This window comes from Labilibaculum sp. (assembly GCF_041595635.1).
Classification (GTDB): domain Bacteria; phylum Bacteroidota; class Bacteroidia; order Bacteroidales; family Marinifilaceae; genus Labilibaculum.
In genome coordinates this window covers 12940-39243 of sequence record NZ_JBFHJW010000016.1, presented here as the reverse complement: position 1 = coordinate 39243, position 26304 = coordinate 12940, and the positions used below count along the sequence as shown (strand labels likewise).

The 26304-nt window shown below is 34.9% G+C and carries 24 protein-coding genes; 8 read left to right on the top strand and 16 right to left on the bottom strand.

What is annotated here, in order from left to right; genetic code table 11:
* Positions 1-32: 32 nt before the first annotated feature.
* Both pyk and aroQ read right to left on the bottom strand, forming a co-directional pair.
* A complete protein-coding gene (gene pyk / locus ABYT26_RS06830) occupies positions 33-1448 on the bottom strand; it encodes a pyruvate kinase (protein ID WP_372752207.1) in 1416 nt (471 codons plus the stop codon).
* A 127-nt stretch (positions 1449-1575) separates the two neighbouring features.
* A complete protein-coding gene (gene aroQ / locus ABYT26_RS06825; protein WP_372752206.1) occupies positions 1576-2007 on the bottom strand; it encodes a type II 3-dehydroquinate dehydratase in 432 nt (143 codons plus the stop codon).
* A 183-nt stretch (positions 2008-2190) separates the two neighbouring features.
* Between aroQ and xerD the strand changes: the two genes are divergently transcribed.
* From xerD to ABYT26_RS06810, 3 genes are all read left to right on the top strand, one after another.
* Positions 2191-3096, top strand: a complete 906-nt coding sequence (gene xerD, locus ABYT26_RS06820; RefSeq protein WP_372752204.1) for a site-specific tyrosine recombinase XerD — start codon at positions 2191-2193, stop codon at positions 3094-3096.
* A gap of 411 nt (positions 3097-3507) precedes the next feature.
* Complete coding sequence (locus tag ABYT26_RS06815; protein WP_372752202.1) at positions 3508-5166, top strand: phosphoenolpyruvate carboxykinase (ATP); 1659 nt, start codon at positions 3508-3510, stop codon at positions 5164-5166.
* Between the two features lie 286 nt (positions 5167-5452).
* The gene (locus ABYT26_RS06810; RefSeq protein ID WP_372752200.1) at positions 5453-6493 is read left to right on the top strand and encodes a hypothetical protein; all 1041 of its coding nucleotides are present in this window, start codon (positions 5453-5455) and stop codon (positions 6491-6493) included.
* Between the two features lie 72 nt (positions 6494-6565).
* Here the strand turns inward: ABYT26_RS06810 and ABYT26_RS06805 are convergent, their stop codons facing one another.
* The 8 genes from ABYT26_RS06805 to ABYT26_RS06770 all read right to left on the bottom strand — a co-directional run bounded on the left by ABYT26_RS06805 (position 6566) and on the right by ABYT26_RS06770 (position 14750).
* Positions 6566-7852 (bottom strand): OmpP1/FadL family transporter, encoded by a 1287-nt coding sequence (locus ABYT26_RS06805; protein WP_372752198.1) that lies wholly within the window; start codon positions 7850-7852, stop codon positions 6566-6568.
* Positions 7853-8175: 323 nt separating this feature from the next.
* Entirely contained in the window at positions 8176-8796 is a 621-nt protein-coding gene (locus ABYT26_RS06800) for a rhodanese-like domain-containing protein (RefSeq protein WP_372752196.1), read from the bottom strand.
* Positions 8797-8863: 67 nt separating this feature from the next.
* Complete coding sequence (locus tag ABYT26_RS06795; protein WP_372752194.1) at positions 8864-9454, bottom strand: YeeE/YedE thiosulfate transporter family protein; 591 nt, start codon at positions 9452-9454, stop codon at positions 8864-8866.
* 28 nt (positions 9455-9482) lie between these two features.
* Positions 9483-10007 (bottom strand): YeeE/YedE thiosulfate transporter family protein, encoded by a 525-nt coding sequence (locus ABYT26_RS06790; RefSeq protein ID WP_372752192.1) that lies wholly within the window; start codon positions 10005-10007, stop codon positions 9483-9485.
* Positions 10008-10059: 52 nt separating this feature from the next.
* Entirely contained in the window at positions 10060-11001 is a 942-nt protein-coding gene (gene nrfD / locus ABYT26_RS06785; protein ID WP_372752190.1) for an NrfD/PsrC family molybdoenzyme membrane anchor subunit, read from the bottom strand.
* Positions 11002-11014: 13 nt separating this feature from the next.
* Positions 11015-11536 carry a 4Fe-4S dicluster domain-containing protein gene (locus tag ABYT26_RS06780; protein ID WP_372752189.1) on the bottom strand — a complete coding sequence of 174 codons (522 nt, stop codon included), beginning with the start codon at positions 11534-11536 and terminating at the stop codon, positions 11015-11017.
* Positions 11537-11551: 15 nt separating this feature from the next.
* Entirely contained in the window at positions 11552-13789 is a 2238-nt protein-coding gene (locus tag ABYT26_RS06775; RefSeq protein ID WP_372752187.1) for a molybdopterin-dependent oxidoreductase, read from the bottom strand.
* Between the two features lie 385 nt (positions 13790-14174).
* Positions 14175-14750 (bottom strand): molybdenum cofactor guanylyltransferase, encoded by a 576-nt coding sequence (locus tag ABYT26_RS06770; RefSeq protein WP_372752185.1) that lies wholly within the window; start codon positions 14748-14750, stop codon positions 14175-14177.
* Positions 14751-14873: 123 nt separating this feature from the next.
* Here ABYT26_RS06770 and msrA point away from each other — a divergent pair, with 123 nt between their 5' ends.
* Positions 14874-15488, top strand: coding sequence for a peptide-methionine (S)-S-oxide reductase MsrA (gene msrA / locus ABYT26_RS06765; RefSeq protein WP_372752183.1), 615 nt, complete (start codon positions 14874-14876; stop codon positions 15486-15488).
* Between the two features lie 209 nt (positions 15489-15697).
* Positions 15698-16363: a hypothetical protein gene (locus tag ABYT26_RS06760; protein ID WP_372752181.1), complete on the top strand. Its 666-nt coding sequence runs from the start codon at positions 15698-15700 to the stop codon at positions 16361-16363.
* On the opposite strand, the gene ABYT26_RS06755 is transcribed toward ABYT26_RS06760, so the two are convergent.
* From ABYT26_RS06755 to ABYT26_RS06740, 4 genes are all read right to left on the bottom strand, one after another.
* Positions 16321-17394 (bottom strand): AMP-binding protein, encoded by a 1074-nt coding sequence (locus tag ABYT26_RS06755; RefSeq protein ID WP_372752179.1) that lies wholly within the window; start codon positions 17392-17394, stop codon positions 16321-16323. The genes ABYT26_RS06760 and ABYT26_RS06755 overlap by 43 nt on opposite strands.
* 10 nt (positions 17395-17404) lie before the next feature.
* On the bottom strand, positions 17405-18445 hold the full coding sequence (locus ABYT26_RS06750; RefSeq protein WP_372752177.1) for an o-succinylbenzoate synthase: 1041 nt from the start codon (positions 18443-18445) through the stop codon (positions 17405-17407).
* A 67-nt stretch (positions 18446-18512) separates the two neighbouring features.
* Positions 18513-19415: a 1,4-dihydroxy-2-naphthoate polyprenyltransferase gene (locus ABYT26_RS06745; protein WP_372752175.1), complete on the bottom strand. Its 903-nt coding sequence runs from the start codon at positions 19413-19415 to the stop codon at positions 18513-18515.
* Positions 19416-19656: 241 nt separating this feature from the next.
* Entirely contained in the window at positions 19657-20025 is a 369-nt protein-coding gene (locus tag ABYT26_RS06740; protein WP_372752173.1) for a hypothetical protein, read from the bottom strand.
* A gap of 194 nt (positions 20026-20219) precedes the next feature.
* On the opposite strand from ABYT26_RS06740, the gene ABYT26_RS06735 reads away from it, so the two are divergent.
* Positions 20220-20798: an HD domain-containing protein gene (locus ABYT26_RS06735; RefSeq protein ID WP_372752171.1), complete on the top strand. Its 579-nt coding sequence runs from the start codon at positions 20220-20222 to the stop codon at positions 20796-20798.
* A 95-nt stretch (positions 20799-20893) separates the two neighbouring features.
* Complete coding sequence (locus tag ABYT26_RS06730) at positions 20894-22762, top strand: ABC transporter substrate binding protein (RefSeq protein WP_372752169.1); 1869 nt, start codon at positions 20894-20896, stop codon at positions 22760-22762.
* A gap of 57 nt (positions 22763-22819) precedes the next feature.
* On the opposite strand, the gene ABYT26_RS06725 is transcribed toward ABYT26_RS06730, so the two are convergent.
* Entirely contained in the window at positions 22820-23311 is a 492-nt protein-coding gene (locus tag ABYT26_RS06725; protein WP_372752167.1) for an N-acetyltransferase family protein, read from the bottom strand.
* Between the two features lie 136 nt (positions 23312-23447).
* Complete coding sequence (locus tag ABYT26_RS06720) at positions 23448-24134, bottom strand: AAA family ATPase (protein WP_372752165.1); 687 nt, start codon at positions 24132-24134, stop codon at positions 23448-23450.
* Positions 24135-24326: 192 nt separating this feature from the next.
* Between ABYT26_RS06720 and ABYT26_RS06715 the strand changes: the two genes are divergently transcribed.
* Positions 24327-26303: a tetratricopeptide repeat protein gene (locus ABYT26_RS06715; RefSeq protein ID WP_372752163.1), complete on the top strand. Its 1977-nt coding sequence runs from the start codon at positions 24327-24329 to the stop codon at positions 26301-26303.
* Position 26304: the final 1 nt, after the last annotated feature.

Sequence of the window (26304 nt, the reverse complement as noted above, 5' to 3'; positions counted from 1 at the left end):
ACAATTCGCATTTTTTTATCTACAACTTATTTTTATACTTTATGGGTTAACTGATCAACTTTACTAATTTCCATAAAGGAAACTCCTTTCGAAGGACCAAAGCTACCACCCAGAATTATCACCAAATCTTCACTGGTAAAATTACCCTGTTCCATTAAAGAATACATAGATTGTTTCACATATTCATCTCGAGAATCTAGTAACTTATGGTATCCAGCTTCCACCCCGTAGGACAATGCTAACTCGCGCATCACTCTCTTGGAGTAACAAAGAGCAAACACAGGTGCAGTACCCCGGTATGCTGAAAGATATCTACCTGTTCTTCCTGTTAACGTATCAGTTACTATACCTTTAACTGGCAACGACTGAGAAGCTTTAACCGCTGAACGGGCTAAAATAATAGGTAATTTTTGATCTACTCGCACAAAGTTTTTACGAGTATCAGGAAACAATTCTTTTTCTACTTCAATGGCTACCGACTCCATTACTCTTACAGCATCAACTGCATAATCTCCGTAAGCAGTTTCACCACTTAACATGATCGCATCAGTTCTGTTGTAAATCGCATTGGCAACATCACTCACTTCAGCCCTGGTTGGACGAGGGTTGTTAATCATTGAGTGAAGCATTTGAGTCGCAATAATCACAGGCTTTTTCTGCTCAATGCACTTGCGAACAATCTTTCGCTGAATTACAGGAATTTTTTCAGCAGGAATCTCAATTGCTAAATCGCCGCGTGCAACCATTACACCATAAACGTGATCTAGTATTTCATCAATATTATCAACACCTTCCTGGTTTTCAATTTTTGCAATGATTTTAATCTCTGAATTCTCTTGATCTAAGATATTTTGAATCTGTTGAACATCCTTTTTGTTACGTACAAATGAATGTGCAATAAAATCTATATCTTGCTTAGTTGCAAAATGGATAAAATCAACATCCTTAGGACTTAAAGAAGGTAAATTAATTGACACACCAGGAACATTGATACTTTTTCGATTTTTTACAGGTCCTCCATTTTGTGCTTGAACCGTCAAAAACTCCTCATTCTTGTCAATTACCAATAGTTCCAATTCACCATCATCGATAAGGATCTTTTTCCCAACTTCGATATCAGCAACAAAACCTTCGTAACTAACTTTAATACATAAGTCAGAACATGGAAGATCATCATTTCCCTTCATCTTAATAATATCACCTTTTTTAAGGTGAATATCCTCTTCAATACAAGTAGTTCTAATTTCAGGTCCTTTCGTATCTACAAGTAAAGCAATCCGATCGGACACTTTTCTTACGTTCTTAATAACCTTCATTGCATCATCATGAGTTTGATGAGCTGTGTTTAATCGAACTACATTCATTCCCTCTTCAAACAACTGTGTCAAAAATTCAACGTCACATTTTTTGTCTGAAATCGTTGCAATAATTTTCGTGTGCTTCTTCATCTAGTAACTCTTTCAATTTTAGTTTTGGCAATGCAAAGATACTTAAATTCTTAAAATCAACTTAAAAAGCTAGTAACAAGTTCCAATAATATTAAACACACCGAAAATATCATTTATCAAAAATAAATTAACCTTTGTCACAATATCTCAACAATCCTTCAAGACCTAGGCGATATGAATCAAGGCCAAAACCTGAAATGGTACCCAAACAAGCCTTACCAATCATGGTAACATGGCGAATTTCTTCTCTTTTATGCACATTAGAAATATGCACTTCTACAACTGGAATGTTTACAGCAGATATAGCATCTGCAAGGGCTATAGAAGTATGAGTATAAGCACCTGCGTTCAGTATAATTCCATCATAACTAAAACCTACACGGTGTATTTCATTTATCAATTCACCTTCAATATTAGACTGATAATATTCCAATGTAATTTTACTATATACCTTCCTTAATTGTTCAAAATAAGTTTCAAAAGAAACCTCTCCATATATAGATTTTTCGCGGGTTCCAAGCAAGTTAAGGTTAGGCCCGTTAATGATCAAAAAATTCATCTTATCAAAAGATTTTAAGGTTAAACATAAAGAGTACTTTTAAAAATTATCACCTTACGTAATATTTTTCTAAATTGCACTCATGTATTATCATAAAGATTTCGTATATTATTGCTAGTTGAGTAAAACTAATAATAATTATAGGATTACTTACAAAAAACTACATACTAAAAACTGAATAAAATGAAATGGACAACAACAATTGAAAATTTTAAGACCTACTTAACTCTAGAGAAGAACCTCTCTAAGAATTCAGTAGATGCTTACATCAATGACATTACTAAATTAACGACCTTTTTTCGTGAAAAGAACTTAGACGTAGCTCCTGAAGCTGTGGTTCTTCAGAACTTAAAAGATTTTGTAGCATGGATTAACGATGCAGGAACAAGCCCTAGAACTCAAGCTCGTGTTATTTCTGGTATCAAGGCTTTCTTTAAATACTTACTATTAGAAGAAATTATCGAAAAAAATCCAACAGCTTTGTTAGAAGCACCAAAAATTGGCCGTAAACTACCAGATACTCTTACCACCGACGAAATAGATATTTTGGTGAAAGCTGTAGACATGAATAAAGCGGAAGGCCAAAGAAATAGAGCTATTCTTGAAACACTATATTCTTGTGGTTTGCGAGTATCTGAATTAATCGACTTACGTGTTTCTAATTTACATTTTAGAATGGGTTTTATTAAAATTCATGGAAAAGGAAACAAAGAGCGTTTAATTCCAATTGGAAAAAAAGCAAAAAAAGAAATTAAACTTTATCTTAAAAGTTACCGCGTCAAATTAAATATCGATAAGGATAGTGAAGATATTCTTTTCTTAAACCGTAGAGGACGTAAACTTTCTCGTGTAATGATTTTTACAATTATTAAAAATCTATCGAAAAAAGTTGGTTTGAAGAAAAATGTTTCTCCTCACACTTTCCGTCACTCTTTCGCCTCTCATTTGGTTGACGGTGGTGCCGATTTAAGAGCCGTACAGGAAATGTTAGGACACGAATCAATCCTAACAACAGAAATATACACTCACTTGGACAGAGAATATCTAAAGGAAACAATTAAAAATTTCCATCCCAGATCTAAAGATTAATTTGAATACGGAAGCCATTATTGACAACAGGTAGTGGGTTTCGTTTAAAAACACAAAAAACCTTCAAAAGCTCGACTTTTGAAGGTTTTTTTGTGTAAATAACTTATGTGAATTACAAAACCAGACAAACATAGCATTTTAATTTTTTATGTTTATATTTTCTGTTTACTATAACTTCTCGACCACAAACGTTTGCCCCATAAACCCCATCTTTAGTCACTATCAATAACTACAACAAAAGGTTAAATGTAATACCCTACTAATAAACCATCTTTAATTACACACACTCATTACAAACACACAAATCCCTTCAGGAAGATAGCACAACAAAATTCTGAAATTAATATCCGAATAATAGGAAAAATCTGTATATAATGATAAATTTGGATATCAAACTTTAAATAATGTTGTATGAACGATATTGAAATTAACATGATTGAGGATTTAAAAAAATCAATTCAACTGCATTCAAACCTTAAAGAAAATCCATTAAGAGAGAGTCTTATTTCGGAAGCTTTAGCTAATAAAGAGGCCATGTTAACCCAAAATGGAACATTAGCCACTTGGACTCCTGCCGAATCAACAGGAAGAAGTCCTAAGGATACTTATATTGTAAAAAATCCTGAAAGTCAATCGAACATTGACTGGTCTTCGCCCAACAATATCGCCATGAATCCGGAGACCTTTGAATTAATTTTTGAAGATGCCTTAAAATTAATGGCTGAGAAAGAAACCATATTTACGACAGACAGAGTAATTGGAGCTGATTCTAAATATGCACTTCCTGTAAAAACCATTACAAATCAAGCCCTAAGTCAGGTATTTGCCGACAATATGTTTCGACCCATACCTAAGGATATTAATCAATCTATTTTTGCCGATGAAGAGTTCTTTTTAATTGCTTTTCCGAAAGATAAACTAGATAAAAGTCGATACAAAGGACTGCTAAGAGAACTACCTAATGGTGAGACTTCGGACATATGCGTAGTAGCTGACTTGGATAAGAAAATTGGAATTATTATCGGTTCTTCCTATATGGGAAGTATGAAGAAGTTAATGTTTACGGTAATGAACTATTACCTTCCATTAAGAGGGGTTCTTCCCTTGCATTGTTCTGCAAACGAAGGCCCCAAAGGCAGCTCGGCATTATTATTAGGACTTTCAGGAACGGGTAAAACTACCCTATCAGCAGATCCAAACAGAGCTTTGCTAGGAGATGATGAACATGGTTGGAGTGATGATGGTGTATTCAACTTTGAAAATGGATGTTATGCCAAAATGATTGACATCAAACCGGAAAATGAACCGGAAATATATCATGCTGTTATGCATAAGGCAGACTACAAAAAGCATGGTGCGATAATTGAGAATGCCATGGTCTATCCCAATGGTATTGTTGATTTTTTCGATGAAAGATACACTCCTAATTCGAGAGCAAGTTATCCACTTACCTTTCTTACTAACATTAAGGAGAGCTCAAAATCAGGACATCCTACAACAATCTTATTCCTGACAGCTGATGCTTACGGGATCATTCCTCCCATTTCAAAGCTGACAAAGGAACAAGCAATGCTATGGTTTTTAATGGGATATACTTCTAAACTTGCAGGTACCGAAACAGGAGTTACAGAACCTCAAGCAACCTTCTCGAGGTTTTTTGGACAACCTTTTATGCCTTGCAACCCGAATATTTATGCTGAAATGCTTGGTCAAAAAATGGAAAAACACAATACCAGTGTTTTTCTTTTGAATACCGGATGGATTGGGGGTTCTTATGGCACTGGTTCCAGAATTAAATTAAAATATACCAGAGCAATGGTAGATGCTGCTTTAAAAGGCAAATTAGACAAGACCGATCTTGTTAGTTACGACCTTTTCCACCTGAACATCCCAATTGCTTGTGAGAATGTACCTAGCGAAATATTAAACCCTGTTAACACATGGGAAAGTAAAGAAGGTTATCAAAAAACAGCAGAAAAACTTGCTCGAAAATTTTCTGATCATTTCGATGAAGCCTATGGTAAGCAAAATATAGATCCTTCCATTATTTCTCAATGTCCAGGAAAATAAATTGCACTCAAAAAAAAAGCCTCAATAGAGGCTTTTTTTTTGTGAATAATTAATAAAGTTGCATGATGTGATTTTTGTAAATATATTAACAGTCACAACTACTACCTACCTAACAGAATAACTCACAAAGCATATTTTATTATAAATTCCCCGAAAGGAATAAATACTACAGGATAGTTTTTCAATCTAAAATGCTAACTTCATCCGGCAATTTTCCCGAAGGTAAATGCATCCCTTACAGAATAATTATTTTCATGAATCAATATATATTACTTACTTGTAGCGTATGAAAATGAAGTTTCCTTTCTTTCTATCAAAATGGTTTCACTTTGAATATTGGCCATTCTGGATCTTTTATTTGCCTGTTTTGGGATATGGTGTTTACCTAGCTCTAAAGGCAGGTTCATTTGCCTATTTCACAGCTACCAACCCCAACATGAAATTCGGTGGAGCTTTCGGCATTGACAAAATGAAAATCCTTACTATGATCGACAAAAAATACACACCAAAAGGTTTTTTATCGAAAAAAGGAGAAAATAGCACTGGTATTCTCGAAAAGATGGAAAATCATGAATTTGATTTTCCTATTGTTTGCAAACCAAATGTTGGAGAAAGAGGTATTGGAGTTGAGAAAATAGATAGCATCTCTGATTTAGATTTATTTCTGCAAACACAAAAAGACGATCTTCTTATTCAGGAATTTGTTGATTATCGTATTGAATTGGGTATATTCTACCATCGGTTTCCGATTTCTTTAAATGATGGAATTACTTCTGTTGTGAGAAAGGAATTTTTACGAATATCAGGCAATGGGAAATCCAAATTTGGTGATTTGGTAAAAGAAAACGTGCGAGCAAACAACCGAATTTCCTATTTAAAAAAGAAGTATAAATCAAAGTGGAATCAAATTATTCCATCGGGTATTACCTATAAATTAGAGCCTATTGGAAACCATAACAGAGGAACAAAATTCTTAGATGGAACAGAATTAATTAACGAGGAATTAGTTGCCGTATTCAGGAAAATAGCCGAACCCCTAACCGGATACTACTACGGCCGATTCGATTTAAAAGTAAATAGCCTTGACGATTTATATGAAGGCAAGAACATTAAAATTATCGAATTAAACGGAACCAATTCAGAACCAGCACACATTTACGACCCAGACTACTCCATTTTTAAAGCTTACAAAGAAATAATTAAACACATGAGATTGATATTTGACATTAGTCAGGAGAACAGAAAATTAGGTGTAAAACCAGAAGCATTTCGAATTGTGTTTAAAGGAGTATTGCAACACATATTTTCAAGAAAAACCAACGTATAATTTCTAAAAAAAATATACAAAAAACGAGGTTTCCCATTAGGAGAACCTCGTTTACATTTTACATATACTATTCTAGAAAGTGAATGCTAGTTCCACTTCTATTTGATTCATTTCAATCTCGATTGTTTGATTTGGAACCATATTCATATCAGAATCAAATTCAAAATCCATAGGATTGTATCCTTTTACACTTGCAGGCAATGCATAAACCAATGCTAAGTGAAGAGCTTTTCCTGAATCACCTAAAGTTTTTGAGCAACCTACAGTAATGTGATCTTCAATAACACCAGGAGCTAGAATATTAAACATAACCTCAGACTCTTGAATTGGTTGATCACAATGAGAATAACCTCCTCGTAACGTCCATGATTTAAGACCCGAAAACTCAACTCCAAACTTTAATACATTGATATCTTCCCAGCCGAAACCTGAACCTTCATCATCACCTAAAAGAGCAGAAGAAAAATCCATAGGATTAGACACTGCAGCAACATCGGTATAATTTATTCTTTTAAAATCAGCCATTACTGCCCAATTTGTATTGATCTCATAAGCCAAACCAACAGTCCATGTAGATGGAATATTGAAATCGCCCTGCTCAGCAAAAAGACCTGCATAATCATCAAATTCACTCATATAAAGCATAGTTTGGTAACTAGCCCCAAGATGTAAACCTTTAGCAAGCTCTCCCATGTAACCAAACTGAACACCATAACCAAGAGCACTATCGTGACCATTCCCACTCAGTTTAGTAGATGCACTTGAATAACCTGCAAAACTAGACAAGCCTTTAGCCTCAAAATATTGATAGGCCAATAGTGCAGTGAAACCTAAACTATGTTTTTCGGCAATTTTTCTTGAATAAGTCAATCCCAAGAACATTTGCCCTAAATCAACACCAGTCGTTTCTGAACTGGAGTCGTAGAATGTCTGAGTTGGATAATCAGTATTCATTCCTCCATTGCCAAATATAGTTGCTGAGAAGCTACTGTTCTCGTTAATCATCCAATTGGCACCCATGCTAGGCATCAAAAATAGTTTGGAATCACTTTCCACAGTCCCTGGCGTTAAACCAAATGTTCCATCCATGCCTGAAGGATTACCTGTAACAGTATATTCACGGTTAGGATTAAAAAAATCCACCCCAAGCTGATATTGTTTCCCCAAGAAAACATGACCAGCAGGATTACCATTAATTAAAGAATTTTGATACCATGCAACACCAGCCCCAGCGAGACCTTTATTTTGAGCACCGTATCCAACTCCAAAATAACCATCTGTTGCTTTAACAGATTGAGTCGAAAACAATCCAGCTAGTACAATAAGAGCCGAAAAAATAATCTTAGATTTATTCTTCATTTTTAATTTAGTTTAGGTTAGTATAATTAGGATTCAAATACAAAATACAAACTCTGAATTCATCCATATATGTTTTATATCATATATCTATATATTAAAACTGTAACATCTCAATCTATCTAAATATTAAGGGCTTGCAAAAATAAGTCACTCATATTTATTATTATTTTAATCAATTATAAATAATGCATACTCATTTATTAGAATGAGTACCTATTTTATCCAATACATGAGTCGATAGATCTCTATAAATTAAACCTCCGAAAATAAGAAAAGCCTTCCAGAAAACAATCCAAAAGGCTTTTCATTAAAAAATATTATTTTTAGCATCCGCCAGCTACTCTTTTTTTCTTTTTCCTTTTCACAATAACTGGTTTTACTGGTGTACTTTCGGTACTATTGGTAAGCACTGCATTTCCTCCACCAAGTGCTGCACTTGCTCCTTTTCGAAAATCGTATTTAGCAATTTCATCATCAGCAAGTACTGATTTAGGAGCTTGAGGATTTAAAATTGTTTCCGTCCAATAATTTAATCCTCCCTGAAGAACATAGTTGTTCTTATATCCTAACTGACGAGTAATCATCCATGCTTCATTTGACTTCAAATTACCATTTGAATAAAATACATTCATTCTTACTCCTTGGTCTAAATAATCCTTCCATTCGTTGGAAAGGAGATCAGAAAGAGGGATATTAATAGATCCAGGCAGACTATATTTTTCAAAGTCAGCTTGAGAGCGAACATCAATTAACTGTAGACTTGGGTCTTTTTGTACCAACATGTCTGCAATTTGATCGGTACTTATAAATTGAGTTCCTTCCTGAATTTCATTTAACAATTGATCTGCGGTTAACCTAAAAGGTTTGGTTGTATTTTCAGGCACAGCTGCAATAATAATTCCCAAAGGAATTAACACAGATGCCAATATCAATCTCATTTTCATATACTTGTTTTTTATAGTTAGATCGGTGAATATCTATCAAGTTAGATCATTTTATTTGGATTAATAATTAATATTCTTCACGTGGAAACTTCTTCTCTGCCCATTCACCTACCCAAAACATAGCGAATGCAACTAAAATTAAACCCAGAGCAAAAACTCCTCGAGGAATGTCTAGTATTTCATTCATGGTAGGAGCTCCTAGAAAATCTGCTTTATACATTTCTTCCCACAAAGGATAACCTTCTGCAAAAGCAATTATTCCTAAAATTAATCCACCAACAAAGGCAAGTGCATCTAATTTACCAATTGATAATGCACAAAAGGCTGTACCAGGGCAAAAACCACCAACTATAAATCCTACCCCCATTACTACACCTCCAACAATAGCAGAAGTTAGGTAGGTTGGGTTAATATAGATATAGCTTAAATCCATCCATCCAAAAAGGCTGAAAAATAACATCCCAATCATTGCTGTAATTGCAGCAGTAAAAAACACTTTTAACACAGTTGTATCGTAACCGTAAAACATACCGGCTAACTTACGACTTGATGAGAATCCACTGGATTCCAACACAAAACCAAATCCAATACCAATTAACAATGCGATTAGCAAATTGGTATCCGGTGAAATTATTTCGTTAACTATTAATGGTCCCATAATAAATAAGTTTAAAAACGTTTAAAAATTAGATCCAATTCCTGCGGAAAAAGTAAGCCAAAGCGAAAGCCGTACCAAAAATAAAGGCCATCGTAACGAATCCACCAACCGACAATACGGCCATTCCGCTTAATGCAGAACCACTTGTACAACCTCTTCCCAATTGAGATCCAAACCCAAAAAATATTCCTCCCAAAGCAGCAAACATTAGCCTTCTTTTTGAAGTAATTTTTGGAGAATGTTCCACTTTAAATTTTAAACGCTTTGCCAATGCCCCGGAAAGAAAACCACCAACTAAAACACCTAACATTTCAAAAACTAACCAGGATTTCATTGGGTTACCTGGGTGTGACTCATTGTATTCAGTATAGAATACTGTGTTTTCGGCATGAGAAGGTAGAACTGTATTCACGGTACTTACCACCGCACTTTTTATCGCTCCACTTGCACCTAAACCTCTACCAGACACAAAATTAGCGGCCAAAAGTACGAGACCTAGCAATACCCCACCAACATATGGATTTAAGTATTTTGTTTTTATTACTTCGCTCATAGTTATATTGTTTAAATAGTTTTTACAGATAAATGATGAATATAGCTTTTCATTAATAAAGCCAGCGACTAGCCTGTCCTGCATTCGAAATAATAAATCGAAGCATTACACTTCCAAACAGCACCAAAACAACAGGGATAGCGACAGGGATTTTATATCCTTTTAATTCAAGTCCCTCTAAAATTGCAGGAACAATCATTCCTAAAATAACGACAAAGCCCCAAAAAGGTGCAGTATACTCTCCTCCTAAAAATAGGTTTGCAGCGTCGATTTGCACTTGGGTACTCGCTAAAAATCCCATAAACATATGAATGATCAGAAATAACTCAATACCAATTATCATTAGATCTAATTGAGCAAATCGTTTTCGTTCTGCATGATTTTTAGAAATCCATATAACCACTGCAGCACCTGCCGATAAACCTGATGCTAAAAACAAAGGGCCCAAAATAGAAGTGTTCCACAATGGTCTTGCATTAAATGCAGAAAATAAAATACCGGTATAAATTCCTAGAATCGCAGCTGAAATTAACATGATCCATGCAAGAATCTTTTTGTTTTTTTCAAAAAAAGCCAACAATTCTTTAACCACGTCAAATTTCCAGTCCCACTTCGGAAATAGTTCTTTAATGTGCATTGCACTCCAAATCATGGAAACAGGAGTAACAACCATTAGAGTCCATGCTCCCCAAGACATTGGGGATTCTATTCTTATAGTAGTGTACAATCTCCAAAAATAAAACTTGTGATGCAAGTCTAAGAACAAGGCAATAAGACCCAGTACTAAAGCTATTGGTGCAAGCATAGGTGCAATTTTAACTGCTACCTTATATTCATTTTCTTTACCTCTCAGATAATATAAAGCGGCAAAAAACAGTAAGCCAGCAGCTAAACCTCCTAAAAACAAATAAGTCGGAATTTCCCAATGCCAAATGTGCAGTTGAGGATCAATGAGTGGGTTGTTTCTCCCACTTACAATTATTTCTTCTCTCATATTCTTAATTTTATCAGATTAGGAAATATAAATGAGGTTTTGTGCCAGCTTCAGGTATTAAAGTCTTATGTTTTCGTTTTTTCAGTACCTCAGACACTTCACTTTTCGGATCATCCAAATCACCAAAATACATACATTTAGTAGGACAAACAGCAACACAAGCTGGTTGCATTCCTTTCTTTACTCTGTGCAAACAAAATGTACATTTATCTACATACCCATCCGGATGAACAAATCTAGCATCGTAGGGACATGAAGTAATACACGCACTACAACCTATACATTCATTCTTAGTAACCAAAACAATTCCACCTTCGGAATAGTGACTAGCACCAGTTGGACAGCAACGAACACATGGTGAATTTTCACAATGATTACATCGTTCTGAACGCAATTCCATTTCCAATTGGGGATATGTTCCATCCATTACTTCTACCACCCAATCGCGGCAATATCCAATTGGAACATCGTTTTCGGTTTGGCAAGCTACCACACAGTCGCTGCAACCTACACACTTTTTTGTATCAATAGCCATTGCATATCTCATAGCTTACACCTCCGCTTTTTTATTATCAAATCTAAACGTCACAAAATTACCACGCATCCCGGTTCCTCCCATTATAGGATCAAGCATTACATTGGTTATCATCTGAGTATCACTAACCCCTTTACCAAAAGCTCTTGTCATCCGTTTATCGGCATGACCAAAACCATGAACCATATAAACAGAATCCCAACGAATTCGCTCCGTAACTCTTACTTTTATTTTAAAATCAGAAATTACACCATCCTGATTTTCTAGATAAACGTATTGATCATTTTTTAAATCCCATTCTTTAGCAACCTTCGGATTCACCCATACTGTATTTTCATCCATCAAATCGGTAAGATTTGGATTATTAGCGGTTCGGCTAAAAGTATGCATGGGAGCACGACCATAAATTAAACGATAAAAACCTCTAGCTGGTTCTGGGTGCTGAGTAAATACGGGCATTGGATCGAATCCTTCTTCCTCAAGAGCCGTTGAATACAATTCGATTTTTCCAGTATTGGTATTAAATTCTACCTCTTCATCTTCACCAAAATATAAATCGTCATACTCACGATCTAAAAGCTTCACTCCTACGCGTTGCATTTCCTCCAATGAAGAACCGACCTGTTTCAACTCCCAGTCAATCTCTTCTTCTATGGTTTCAAATGGAAAATATTGAAGCAAATCTAATTTTTTCGCCAATTCACGTGCCATCCAAAAGGCAGGTTTCGTATTGTATAAAGGATCAACAGCTGGCATTCTTAAAGCAATACTAGGAACTCTTCCCTGGGATATTCTCAATGAATCATATCTTTCCAAATACGTACATTCAGGGAGGACCACATCTGCATAGCCTGTTATTTCCATTGGCATAGTATCCACTACCACCAATAAATCAAGAGCTTGAATTGCATCTATTGTTTTCTTCTGGTCGGGCAAAGTATTAATCAGGTTGGTACCATTTACAATCCATCCTTTAATTGAGCAATTCATTTCAGGACTTGGGATTGTTGCCTCACAAACACCTGAAGCAAGAGCTAAGTCAGCCAACTTGTATTTTCCATTCATAGCATAACGCCAATCTTTGTCCGGTTTTGGAAAATCGGGTAGGTGATAATGTGGAACAGAAGCTTTCTCTGCACTATAAAATCCACCTCTTCGTCCCCAACTACCTAAGAGTGCATTCAAAATAGCAACAGCACGTAATCTCTGAGTATCATCACCATACCAAGTAACATGTCTGCCAGGGTGAACAATTACTGCTGGAGCTGCATTTGCCATTTCTCGGGCCGTTTCACGTATTTGTTGAGGTTTTATTGTAGTAATTCCATAAGCCCATTCTGGAGTGAAATTTTGCACATGAGCCTTCAACTGATCAAAACCAAAGGTATATTTCTCAACGTATTTTCGGTCAAATAATTCTTCGTCAATAATTACATTCATCCAGGCAAGCAGAAGAGCGATATCAGTGGAAGGTTTTATTGGCAACCAATGTTTTGATTTACCCGCCGCCGTAGAAAATCGAGGATCAACAGTAATAATTGTTGCTCCTTTATCAATAGCATCAGACATTTCCTGAACTTGACCGTTGTGCATATTTTCACCCAAGTGAGAGCCAATAAGCACCAAGCATTTTGTATCCCGAATATCCGTATTTTCTGGAGAATCAATCCCCTGTCCAAAAGTCGCAATAAAAGCTACCTCGCGGGGACCACGACATTGTGCATAAGAAGGTGCTGCAATATTATTAGAACCGAAGCCTTTAAGTAAATTTCCAAAATATTTTCCTCCTGAACCATGAGTAAACAAGGCCGTACATTCGGGACCATGCTCCTCCTTGATTTTTTTCAATTTAGTGGCAATGTATTCAAAAGCCTCATCCCAAGTAGCTTCTCTAAATGATTGTTTCCCTCTTTCATCGGTCCTAATCAAAGGAGTCTGCAAACGATCTTTATCGAAATACATTCCTACGCCACCTGTTCCTCTTGGACAAAATCTACCATTGCAATTGGGATCGTCATCGTTTCCGATAATTTTCTTAATTTTGCCGTCCACATCCTTATGAACCCACCCAGCACATTTCCAAAAACACACCTCACAATAAGTTGGAGTACGCGTGAAATCGTATGGTCCCTTAAAATAAGATTGATTATTTTTCAAGAGGTTATCGGCAAATGTTTCCAATAAACCTCCGCCAAAAATCAATCCGGCCGCACTTAAGGAACTAATTTTTAAAAACTGTCTTCTACTTTTCATATTGTGAATACTTTAAGCTTATACACATAAACACATATAGAAACATACATCTATGGATGTAAACATATCCAAAAAGGGAGTATGAAAACATGTTATAGGACATAAAAACCTACTTTATAATTGATCTAAGAAAAAGCAAAGCCCTAAACATACTGATACAAACAAATATATAACTATTTAGATTTATACTAAATAATTTTTTGGTGCATTTTTTCTTTAATTGAATCTAAATTAGGACCGCAACATCCTCTTTTAAAGGATTATGAGAATATTCTCACAACAAAAGCCATTGTTCTAAATATTGATCAATTTCCCTAATTGTAACATTATAAATGTTCACATAATTTTATTTCAACAACCAACCTCAACATTTGCCAGAAGAAATTCATTTTTCAATATCGTCAGGAGTATTTGCATTAAAAAATAAATTTGAGGAATTAGAAAATATTTTGGGAGGAATTTTATGATAGTGAACCTTCAACTTTAATAAGAGCTTCATCATTTTTAATCTTCCCGCCCTTAATTCCAATTCAAACACTGGTAAACAACTAGAAGAATAGCAAGCCACTAAGGGTTGATACTTCTCTTGATCATCAACGGGAATTACGGCTTGGTTTTGATTCAGAACAACTAATAAATCAGTATATAGTTGAGGGGTAACATGGGGTACATCGCAAGAAATAACGAAATAAATATCAGAAGGAATTGCTTTCATACAAGAGTAAATCCCTCCTATCGGACCACAATCTTCAAGCTCATCCCTAACAATTGGAATACCCAAATAAGAATAACAGTCATTGCCCGAACTAATTACCAAATCTTCGCAAACAGAACGCAAAGTATCTATCGAATATTCAATTAATGCTTTGCCCTTGTATTTAACAAGACCCTTTTCGCTTCCCATTCGGGAACTCTTCCCTCCTGATAATATAATTCCTGTAATTTTTTTTGGCTTGGTCATTTTCAAATATACAAAGAAATATGTGCTGTTATTTTCAGACAATTATATCTTTTTGCTTTGAATCTATCTGGACTATATTTATATTTAGAACGAATTTAAATAGTGTCACTAAAACCAGAAAAGATGAAAAAATTTATAATCGTATTTTGCGTCTTGTTTTCTGGATTTGTTAATGCGAATCATGATATGAACAAGGAAAAACAAAATAAGAATTTAGAAGTAGTAAGCCTAGGTGCTGGATGTTTTTGGTGTGTTGAAGCCATTTATGAAGATTTAAAAGGAGTCGATCAGGTTGTTTCTGGTTATATGGGTGGAGAAAAGGAAGCAACATACAAAGAAGTTTGTAGCGGAGAGACAGGACATGCTGAAGTTTGTAAAATCACTTATGATCCTTCCACTATAAGTTTTGAGGAAATTTTGGAAGTATTTTGGCAAGTACACGATCCCACAACACTAAATCGGCAGGGTGCTGACATTGGCACTCAATATCGTTCAGTTATATTCTACAATAACGACGAACAAAGAAAAATCGCGGAAAATCTTAAAAAAGAATTAAACGAATCCAAAGCTTGGGATGATCCCGTAATTACCCAAATAACAGCAGCGAGTACTTTTTACCCGGCAGAAAACTATCATCAAGATTACTACAAGAACAATTCAAATCAGCCATACTGCAGCATGGTAATACAACCTAAACATGAAAAATTTAAAAAAGTTTTCAAAGATAAATTGAAATAAAAAGGTATGAGACAATGGTTTAAATGCAACCAAATAGATGGCGTATTTTTTTGATTCCCCAAATAAATACGCCACTTTCTCAGGTAGAAAAGCAAGTCCAATAAGAATATTCTTAAATTGATCAAATCACAAACTCCTATTAACAATAATATCGAACATTTTGTAGCTCTTTAATCTATATTTACAGCCCATTTAAAGCTCAAGCATATATGATTAAATTTTTACTCAGTACAATATTCTTATGTTTTTTACAACAAACTACACAAGCTCAGAAAAGAACCAATTGGGAAAACTATCCAAACAAAGGGATTTTGCAATATTCCGTTTTACTAGAAAATAGTGAAACTGATAGCAATTACAAATATGCTAAATTTAAACCAGCCAATTTTTTAACAGTAGATGATATAGAACTCAATTCTCTTAAAATTCGTTACAATGTAAAAGCAGATGTGATGGAGTGCAAAATTGGTTCGCAGCACAGCATTATAAATTCACCAGAAAAGATAAAGGAAATTAACATCAATGGTGAAGCTTATGAATACTTACAATATCAAGTAAAAAAAGTTACCACAATGGGTTATCTTCATAAATTAAGCAATGCTAGAGGAATCTATGCCAAGTACTTCCTTTCCCCAACGAAAAGCAAGTCTGGTTCAGATAAATTATCATCCTATTATTTATATCAGGATCAGGATAAACTGATAAAAAAAGTAAAATCGATTCAACAATTAATTTCACTTTGCTACAAAGATTTTGCAAAAGAAGCTCTTGAATTTAAAAGAGACAATCAATTAAATTTAAAACGAGTTTCAGATTTTAAAAAATTACTATCCTATTTAGATAATTTACACAACGATAGAGTTGCTTTGCGCTGAACCTTTCCATTGGCTGTTCGTTGAAAATCTGGAATAAAAAGTATTTCCCTGGCTTGTTCGTACTTATCGAGCAAGCCTTTCATTTTTTTTCTCAAATTAACAACATACGCTTCCGATGGATTGGCTTTTTCGATGAGAAGTATCAGTTTTTCTCCTAACACCTCATCTTTTATTCCGCTTAGAAAAAAAGCCTCAGAGATTATCGGTTTCAATTTTTCTTCAATTTGCTCGGGAAAAAGTTTTATGCCTCCAGAATTCACAACATGATCGTATCGTCCTAGCCAAATAAATTTTTGATCATCAATTAAACGCACGACATCATTGGTGCTGAGTTGCTCAGATAAAATTTCAGGAGCTGTAATTTGCAAACAATCTCGATCATCTACACCAAAATGAACATTTCCAATGCTGTGAAAGTATTTCGAACGAGCCGGTCCATTCAACACTTTAATGGCTACATGCGAAACTGTTTCAGTCATTCCATAACTCGAAAAACAAAGAGTAGGAATTTCTTGCAAACGAGACTCCAAGTGAGAATCCACAACACCGCCTCCAATTAATAGTTGATCTATAAGTGAAAAATCAACTCCTTCTTGTAGACAATTAATTACCTGCAATGGAATCATAGCAACAAAATCAATCTTCGATTTCACCATTTTCATAGGATGACCATTGGGTTCCACTAAAATAAGATTGAGTTGCCAAACAAAAGCACGTACCACCATCATTTTACCGGCAATAAAATTGGGCGACAAACAAAGCAAGGCATTATCTCCTTTTTTCCATTTGAAATAAGATCCACTAAGTAGAGCTGAATTGATCATGCTTTGTTTCGACAAACGCATTCTTTTAGGTTCACCTGTAGAACCTGATGTTTTAGCAGAGATACTATCCTTTTTATTTAACCATTCCAAAATAAAAGAGTAAATATCTCTCTCCCACTGAAAGTCACAAATGAACAATTCACTTCTGCAATGCTTAATTAAATCTAGCTCAGAATATCTTTTCCCGTTGATGGTGAGTTCTTTCATTTTTATTTGCTTACATTTCCCACTTTCCTTGCTTAGAGTAGGCCAAAAAGCCCTTGTTCATAAAAAGTGGAGATTGGATGTTATTGCTATAAATTTGTCCTGTTCCTAATCCTTGGGGCATTGAATTATTTAATGTATACGTCCATTGAGCAATGGCATTCAATCCGATATTCGATTCCAAAGCAGAAGTAATCCACCAAGGAATATTTCTTTCTTCAGCCAAATTAATCCATTCTTTACTCCCTTTTAATCCACCCAATAAACTGGGTTTTAAAATAATATATTGAGGTTTAATACAATCCAAAAGCTCTTCCTTTACCACGCTGTCGTAAATCCCAATCAACTCCTCATCTAAGGCAATGGAAAGTGGTGTTAGCGCACACAAATTGGCCATTTCCGCCCATTGTCCGGCTTTTATTGGCTGTTCGATAGAATGAATTTGCAAATCAGATAGAATCTGTAAACGATTCAATGCATTCGTTGGTAAAAAACCACCATTAGCATCAACACGTAACTCCACCTCATCGGGGGAAAAATGAAAACGAATAGATTGTAGCAGTTTTACTTCCTCCTCAAAATCAATCGCTCCAATCTTCAATTTCAAACAAGTAAAACCGTCCTCGATTTTTTGTTGAATTTGCTCCTTCATAAAAGAAACATCGCCCATCCACACCAATCCATTGATCGGAATTTGTGCCTTAGACTCTGTAAAATCAGACGGAAACAGAATTTTACTTCCTTTTGCTTGAAAATCTAGGAATGCCGTTTCCAATCCAAAATAAATTGAAGGCCATTCCTTGAGTCCCTCCTCTAGGTAGTACCAATAATCATCAATACAATCACAAACTTCTTTGATTTTTTCCTCGTAGCCTGGACGCTCATCGCTACTCAAACCAGGGATAAGAGAACATTCGCCAATGCCTTTGTAATTTGGGTTCTGATCGTCCCAAATTCGAAGAAACCAAGAATCCTTTTGTGTTAAAACTCCTCTTGAAGTACCACTGGCTTGTTTAAAATAAAGTGGATAATATTGATAATCTGCTTTTAGCATTTTGGATTTGTATAAAAAGTGTCAAACAAAGGATAATAAGCTAGCTTCAAATATTATTTCATGACAATCAAAATAAAAGTCCTAAACCAAAAGTCAGACTGAATAACAAAGTTGTTAAGGCCAATTTTTTCAACTCAGGATCTAAATCTCTGGGATTTTGATTTTTAAAAACAATTTGAATATTTCGAATCAGGAAAGGAAAACTAAGGATAAATAACAATTGAAATACAGAATTCCAATTCAAATAAGAGTACAAAAAAGCTATTACCATTGTCCCTCCAAGTAGAAATAAGTGATACCATTTGGCTATTGCCGATCCCATTTTCACAACTAAAGTATGCTTACCCGTTTTGGTATCGTTCTCTATATCACGCAAATTATTTAAATTCAGCACACCAACCGACAAAAATCCAATGGCTATGGCTGGCAAAAACAACATCCAATTCAGACTTCCGGTATGAACAAAATAAGTTCCCAGAACACCAACCAGACCAAAAAAAAGAAAAACAAACAAATCGCCAAAACCAGTATATCCGTATGGATTTTTACCCACGGTATAATTAATGGCTGCCCCGATGGCCAAGATTCCAATTCCTAACATAACAATAGCTTGAGTAAAGCTAAGCAATTGCATTCCTTCCCAAAGCAAATAAATTCCCGAAGCTAGAGATAGTAGTACGAAAACAATTACCATGCGAATCATTTCTTTTTTACTAATGAGGCCACTTTGAACAGCCCGTTGCGGACCTACCCTCTCCTCATTATCAGCGCCCGAAATAGAATCGCCTAAGTCATTAGCTAAATTGGATAAAATTTGTAAAAAAAGAGTGGTTAAGGTTGCTAAAATGAAAATTTTTAACCGAAAGCCCCCATCGGAAGCTGCTAAAAAACTACCTAGAAAAATATTCGACAAGGCTAAAGGAAGTGTACGTAATCGAAATGCATGTATCCATGCTTTACATTTGCTCATAGTGATTCATAAAATTGAATTCCAAAGTTAGCAAAATCGAGTTAGCTTGTTTCTATTTCTAATCAATTCCCCCTATTAAAATGCCATTTCACGGGCTTTTCCATCTTCAAAACTGGTAATTTTAAAAACAAAACACCACCATACTCTTCTTTTTTAATCGAAAAAGAAATTCACAAAAAAAAGAGAAATGCAGGCATCACTCTCTATTATTTCTAGTTACATATCAACAGTAAAAAAACGATTATGCCTCCAATTCTGGGGTTATTGCTTCGGCAAATTTTGTAGAAAGAGAAATATACTTTTGCTTAAAATCATCGTGTTGTAGATATTCTTTAATTTGTTCCTTCCAACCGCTAGCCTGCTCCGACAATTCCATAATTCGGTGCTTATTGGCCACATCTGTCTTTGAAGACTTCTCTTTGTCAACCACTTCAATGTACTCATTAATCCACTTTTCGTACTGCTGCAAAAAGTCAGTCCGATCTTGCTTCGAGGAAAAACGATTTAGATTGACATCCGCGAAAAGCTCTTTATTTACAGCTGTTGCAGCCACAACTGTCACCCCTAATTTTTGAAGAAATACTCTTCGTGTACTATTCTGATTACTCATGCGATTCTATTTAAGACTTAAAAGTCTTAAATTTACTATTTAAATTCATTTTAAAAAAGAGTCTGCTAAAATTTAGAGATAGATTTTTATCACAATCTTGTTTTTTGATTAAACCATTCATTGTATTTCCTTACAAAAACATAAATTTACTATTTATCGAATAAATCAAAACTATAATTTATCAATCTAAAGTCATGTCGCACATTCCAACTCGCAACGAAGCCTATCAAATGCTTAGCACGTACACCAAAAACCCTTCTTTACTAATTCATGCCAAAGCTGTTGAAGCCTGCATGCGTTACTATGCCCGAAAACATAAGGAAGATGAGGAAAAATGGGGTATTATCGGCTTGGTTCATGATATGGATTGGGATCAATATCCCGAAGAACACTGCAAAAAAACACGCGAAATTTTAGAGCATGCAAAATGGCCCGAAGATTACATCCGAGCCATAGAAAGTCACGCCTGGCTTGCCTGCACCGATGTAGAACCACAAAGCCTTCTCGAAAAAACCTTATACGCAGTCGATGAACTTACTGGATTAATTCGTACAACCGCACTCATTCGCCCCTCTAAATCAGTTCTAGATGTAAAAGTAAAATCGGTAAAACGAAACTGGAAAAACAAACGTTTTGCCGCTGGTGTTGATCGTACAGTAATTGAAAGAGGAGCACAAATGTTACACATAGAAATTCCCGACCTGATTCTTGGCTGTATTGAGGCCATGCAAGAAGTGGCTGAGGAACTAAATTTAAAAGGAATTCCCGCTTAAACTAAATTCATTTTAAATAAGACATCCCAACCAACCTATAAATATATATGTACGTATAGAGTCGCAAATGTATTTATTCACTTAATCATTAAGATATGGGAAAATTAATGCAAATCTATCTTACCTCTTTCATGCTTACTTTTTTAGGTCTAAACAGTACCCAGAGTTTAGCTAAAACCCCAGTCGAAAGTGAAAAAAATATTTTGGTTCTTCATAGCTATCATCAAGGCTTAGGATGGACCGATAGCATAACAAATGGAATTCGTTCTGTATTTAAAAATTACCCTGACATCAATCTCATTTTTGAATATCTAGACACAAAAAGGAATTTCAATGAAGAATACTTTTTAGCTTTACAAAACATTTACAAAGTAAAAGCCAAACAAATCCCTTTTCAAGCCATTATAACAAGCGACAATGCTGCTTTCGATTTTATCCGAGAATTTGGATCTGAATTTTACCCTAATATTCCAATCATATTTTGTGGAGTAAACAATTTAGATACAAGTATACTCAGCCAGTATCCTAATTTTTTTGGTTACGGAGAGGAAGCCGATCACTACGGGACAATATCGGCCATAAAAAGCATATTCCCCAAAAAGAAAAATATTTTTATTGTTAATGATAACACAGCAACAGGGCAAGCTATTCAGAAAGAAATAGAAGTTGTTAGCAAAGAATTTAAAGATCTTAATTTCGAAACCTTTTCGGAATTTACCATAGAAAGCTTGCAACAACGCATTCATAAATTAGACGATAGCTATGCCATTTACCTACTAGTGCTTAACCGAGATAAAAATGGAAATTTCATCTCATATCAGAATGGCATCACTCAACTTAAAGAGGTTTCTAAAGTGCCGATATTCGGCTCCTGGGATTTTTATTTGAACAAAGGCTTATTTGGAGGAAAAATAACAAGAGGTCATGATCAGGGAGTAAAAGCTGCCAACCTAGCTTTAAAACTAAGCCAGAAAAGCAATTCATCCGACACTCCACAATTTAATCATGTGCCAAGTTCCTATGTTTTTGATCATCGAGAACTAATTAAATATAACATCCCCATTAGTCAATTGCCAAAAAACAGTCTTGTCATCAATAAACCAGAAGTATCTAATTTAATTCTTAAAGTTAGCCTCATAATTAGTAGCATTTTACTTCTAATTGTCTTTTTATTACTAATCTGGCTAAAAATAAAACAAAAAAGAGCAAGAGATTTACAAAATTTAGTTCTTAAAAAAACCTCAGAATTAAATGAGATCAATGTAGAACTTGAGCAAGTTATTCAGAATAAAAACAAGTTTTTCTCCATATTGGCTCACGATCTGCGTGGCTCAATTGGGATGATTTTAAACCTATCTACCTTTATTAATAATGATGATTTCGAAATTAGCGACCAAGAAAAAAACGAATTCAACAAAGATATATTTCATGTGGTAACCAGAACCAATGGCTTGTTAGAAGATCTATTTTACTGGGGCATTAAGCAGGCAAAAGATGGACCGAAACTAACTTTTAGCAAATTTGATATCTACGATGTTTTAATAGACATGAGTAAGACTTTTCGGATTAATCTTAACGAAGTACTTATAAAGGTTGAAGATGTAAAAAAAAATGAGGTAGTCTGTGATTTAAACATCTTTAAATTCATCATTCGAAACCTCATTCAAAATGCAATAAAATACAGTCATAAAGGAGAATGTATCACTCTTATTGCATATGAACAAAACGATAAAATTTATATAGAGGTAAAAGATCAGGGCATTGGCATGTCTCAAGAAATTATTGATAGCATCTATCAAAAAGATCCAATTCGAATGGAAGGTCTATCGGGTCAAAAAACAACTGGGCTCGGATTACCTACCGTGTTGGATTACCTAGAAATTCTAAAGGCTAAACTTGAGATTACAAGTCAGGAAGGAAATGGTTCTCTTTTTAAAATTGTATGTCCAAAAAAACATAAATAAAACTAAACACAACACTTTAACAGTTGCCTATTCTACACCTGCAATAGGCAATTCTTATCATACTGCCCTACCATAATACAAGTGGTCACAAGCTTCTCCATCGATATCGGCTACGTGCGGCATTACCCCCCATCGTTCAAAGTTGAACTTTTCAAGCAATTTTAAGCTCGCCAAATTTGCGGCCAATAAAATGGCAAAAAGGCTTTTAAATTTCAATTTAGGTGCTTCGGCAATCGCAAACTGAAGAAGCTCAGATCCGATTCCTTTTTGCAAATGATCCTCATGTATATAGTAACTCACCTCTGCAGCTGTTTGCAGAGCTTTTCGGCCTGCTCGATAGGCACTAAAACATATCCAACCAAGAACTACATCGTCTTCAACAGCAACAAATACTGGGTACTTATCGGATTTATGTCTTGCAAACCACTCGATTCGCTTCTCCATTGTAATCTCATCTAAATCGGCTGTACAATAGCGTTTACGAACCGCCTGATTATAAATACCGTTGATCGAAGGTAAATCGGCTTGTGTAGCCAAGCGAATCTTCATATGCCATTCATTTTAATTTGTACGTCCAAGATAAAAAATATAGTTTGAAATCCTGAAAAAGCACTACTCTTACTTCTAAATTTTCTATCGTAAATTATTATTGTTTATCTCGCTTCAAGAATTTATGTGGATTTAGTTACCCCATTACAATTTGCTTTCCGAGAACACCTTTCATTTCCATTAAATGGATACTTGCCTCTGCAATAGTTTCTTCTGATAAATTCTTACTATTGAAAATTACATCAAAAAAAGTATCAGGCACGGGTCCTTTATTAAAAAAATTAAGTAACAATTCCCTCTTCTTATCTATTTCACTAGAATACTTATGTATTTCCTCTTCGCTCAATTGGTAAATTTTCTGTAGTTGTTCAGTTCTCCAATCAAGAGGAGCTTGCAATTTTATATGAAAAGATCTTTGAATATCCTGACTAAGAACAACACCTCCACGTCCAATAATTATGCAGTTGCCTTTTTTAGCAAACCCCCGAACTACATCAGCAATGGTTTTTCGAATTTTACGATCACTTTGGTAATATTTACTTGATAAAGCTGCAAATATTTCATCCCAAGTCGATTTTTCCTTCGAATTAAAGACATACTCAATTTTACTTGGTGTTAAATTTAATTCCCGAGCTGAATGCTCTAGAATCTCTTTTGTTAGACAAGTCCACTGATTCCCTGTTTTTGCACTAAGCTTCTCTACCATTATATTTGCAATGTTTAAAGCTGTACATCCACATTCTCGAGAAATAGTAACTACAGGTCCGTGGGCAAAATCCCCCCTTTTAGAATCAACAAATTGAGTCTTAAACCTATTTTCCATATATTTTAACAAAATATTATTCATGTCTGTGCCTCCATTTGTTTACTACCTAATCTTAATTTAAGTCTTTTTAAGAAATAAAGAAAATCATTTAGGGTATTTTTTATTATTATAGAGAACTCATTTAAGACAAGGAATATTTTATTTCTTAAATTTGTCATCCAATTTAATTTCACTTTAACAATTTGTACAATGCCTAGAATTTTTCTTTTTGTTCTTTTTATATTCTCTCTCTCCTCTTTTAAGCTTTCTGCTCAACTAAACACCGAAAATATATTAGACAAAGGCCGTAGCGCAATCTATTTTGATGATTACACCGAGGCTATCAATAAATTCAACGACATTATTCGGGTAAAGCCCTACTTACCCGAACCTTTTTTCTTTCGCGGATTGGCCAAATCGCACCTCGAAGATTTTAATGGCGCCATAGTTGATTACACCAAAGCATTGGAATTAAATCCAAATTATACTTTTGCCTACCTATATAGAGGAATCGCCAAATACCATTTAAAAGAATACGAAGAAGCTTTGCTGGATTTTGAAAAATCGCTGGAATTTAAACCCAATAATGCAGATATCTTTTTTAGCAAAGCAAACAGTCTGGCCGCTTTGAAGCGATTCAAGGAAGCAAATGCCAATTACACAAAGGCCATTCAGATTAATTCCGAATTTATGGGTGCTTATCTAAATAGGTCAATTGTACGCGACAATCTAGGAGATATTGATGGTGCAATTGAAGATTGCAGCAAAGCCATTCATCTCAATGAATTTTCTTCAGATGCGTTTGGGAACAGAGGTTACTTAAAGTATAAAAAAAAGGAATACTCTGATGCAATTAAGGATTACGATAGAGCTTTAAAAATTGAACCAGAAAACACTAGAGTATTGATGAGTAGGGGGATTGCCAACTATGCAAATAAAAATCCGAAAGGAGCCCTTGATGATTATAATAAAGTTTTGGAATTGGATCCGAACAATGCATACTGCTACTATAATAGAGCCTTACTAAAATCAGAAATTGGCGACTACAACTCTGCCATTGAAGATTTTAATAGTGTTTTGGAAATGAATCCCGATAACATGCTTATTTATTTTAACCGTGGATTTGTTAAAATGGATATTGGAGATCTTTATGGAGCCATTGCAGATTACACAACCGCAATTCAAATTTACCCCGATTTTGCCAAAGCCTACTTAGCCCGATCATCGGCAAAACGACAACTTAATAACATTACCGAAGCAATTGCAGATAGAAATCAGGCACAACTTATTATTGAACGCTATAAAAAAATGAAAAACGAAGGTGCGATGTCTGCTTTTGTAGATACAACTGAAAACTTCCAAAGATTAATCGATTTAAATTCCCGTGAAACCTTTACTGAAGATATTATAAAAGGACGCGTTCAGGATAAATATGTTAGTATACAACTGGAAAATAATTTTCATATTACTCACTTAAGTCTCGATACTTTACGAGCTGGAAAGGTTCAATATTACGACCAGGAGATTATGAAATACAATCAGCAGCACAATTACGATCCTGCCTTTACAATAGATAACAAGCACTACAAATACCCTAAAAAGTTGGTTGATGAACAAATTGCTAAAGCCAATGTATTGATTGAAAAAGACGATGACAAAGCTTATTTTCAAAGAGGAGTTTACCACTTACTAGATAATAAATTTAACGACGCCATTACCGATTTCAGTCTTGCCATCGAAAAGAACAGTAATTTTAGCTTTGCCTATTTCAACCGTGCCAATGCAACGGTTGCCATGACTGATTATATCCAATCTATTGGAGAAACAGGACAGTCGATTCTGAACCTTCGCCCCGAGCAAAAGAAAAGTAACAAAGAAACTATTGTCGACTATAGTAAGGCCATTGCCGATTATTCAAAAGCAATACAACTCGATCCGTCCTTTTTATTCTCTATCTATAATAGAGGAAATGCCTATGCTAAATCGAAACAATTTAAAAAGGCAATTGCCGATTATGATTGGGTGATTCAGTTGGATCAAAATTTTGCGGAAGCATATTATAATCGCGGTTTGGTGTATTTGTTTCTCGATCAGAAAGATTTAGCCTACGAAGATTTGAGTAAGGCTGGAGAACTCGGATTAATTAATGCATACAATGTAATTAAACGATACTGCAACAAAGATTAGA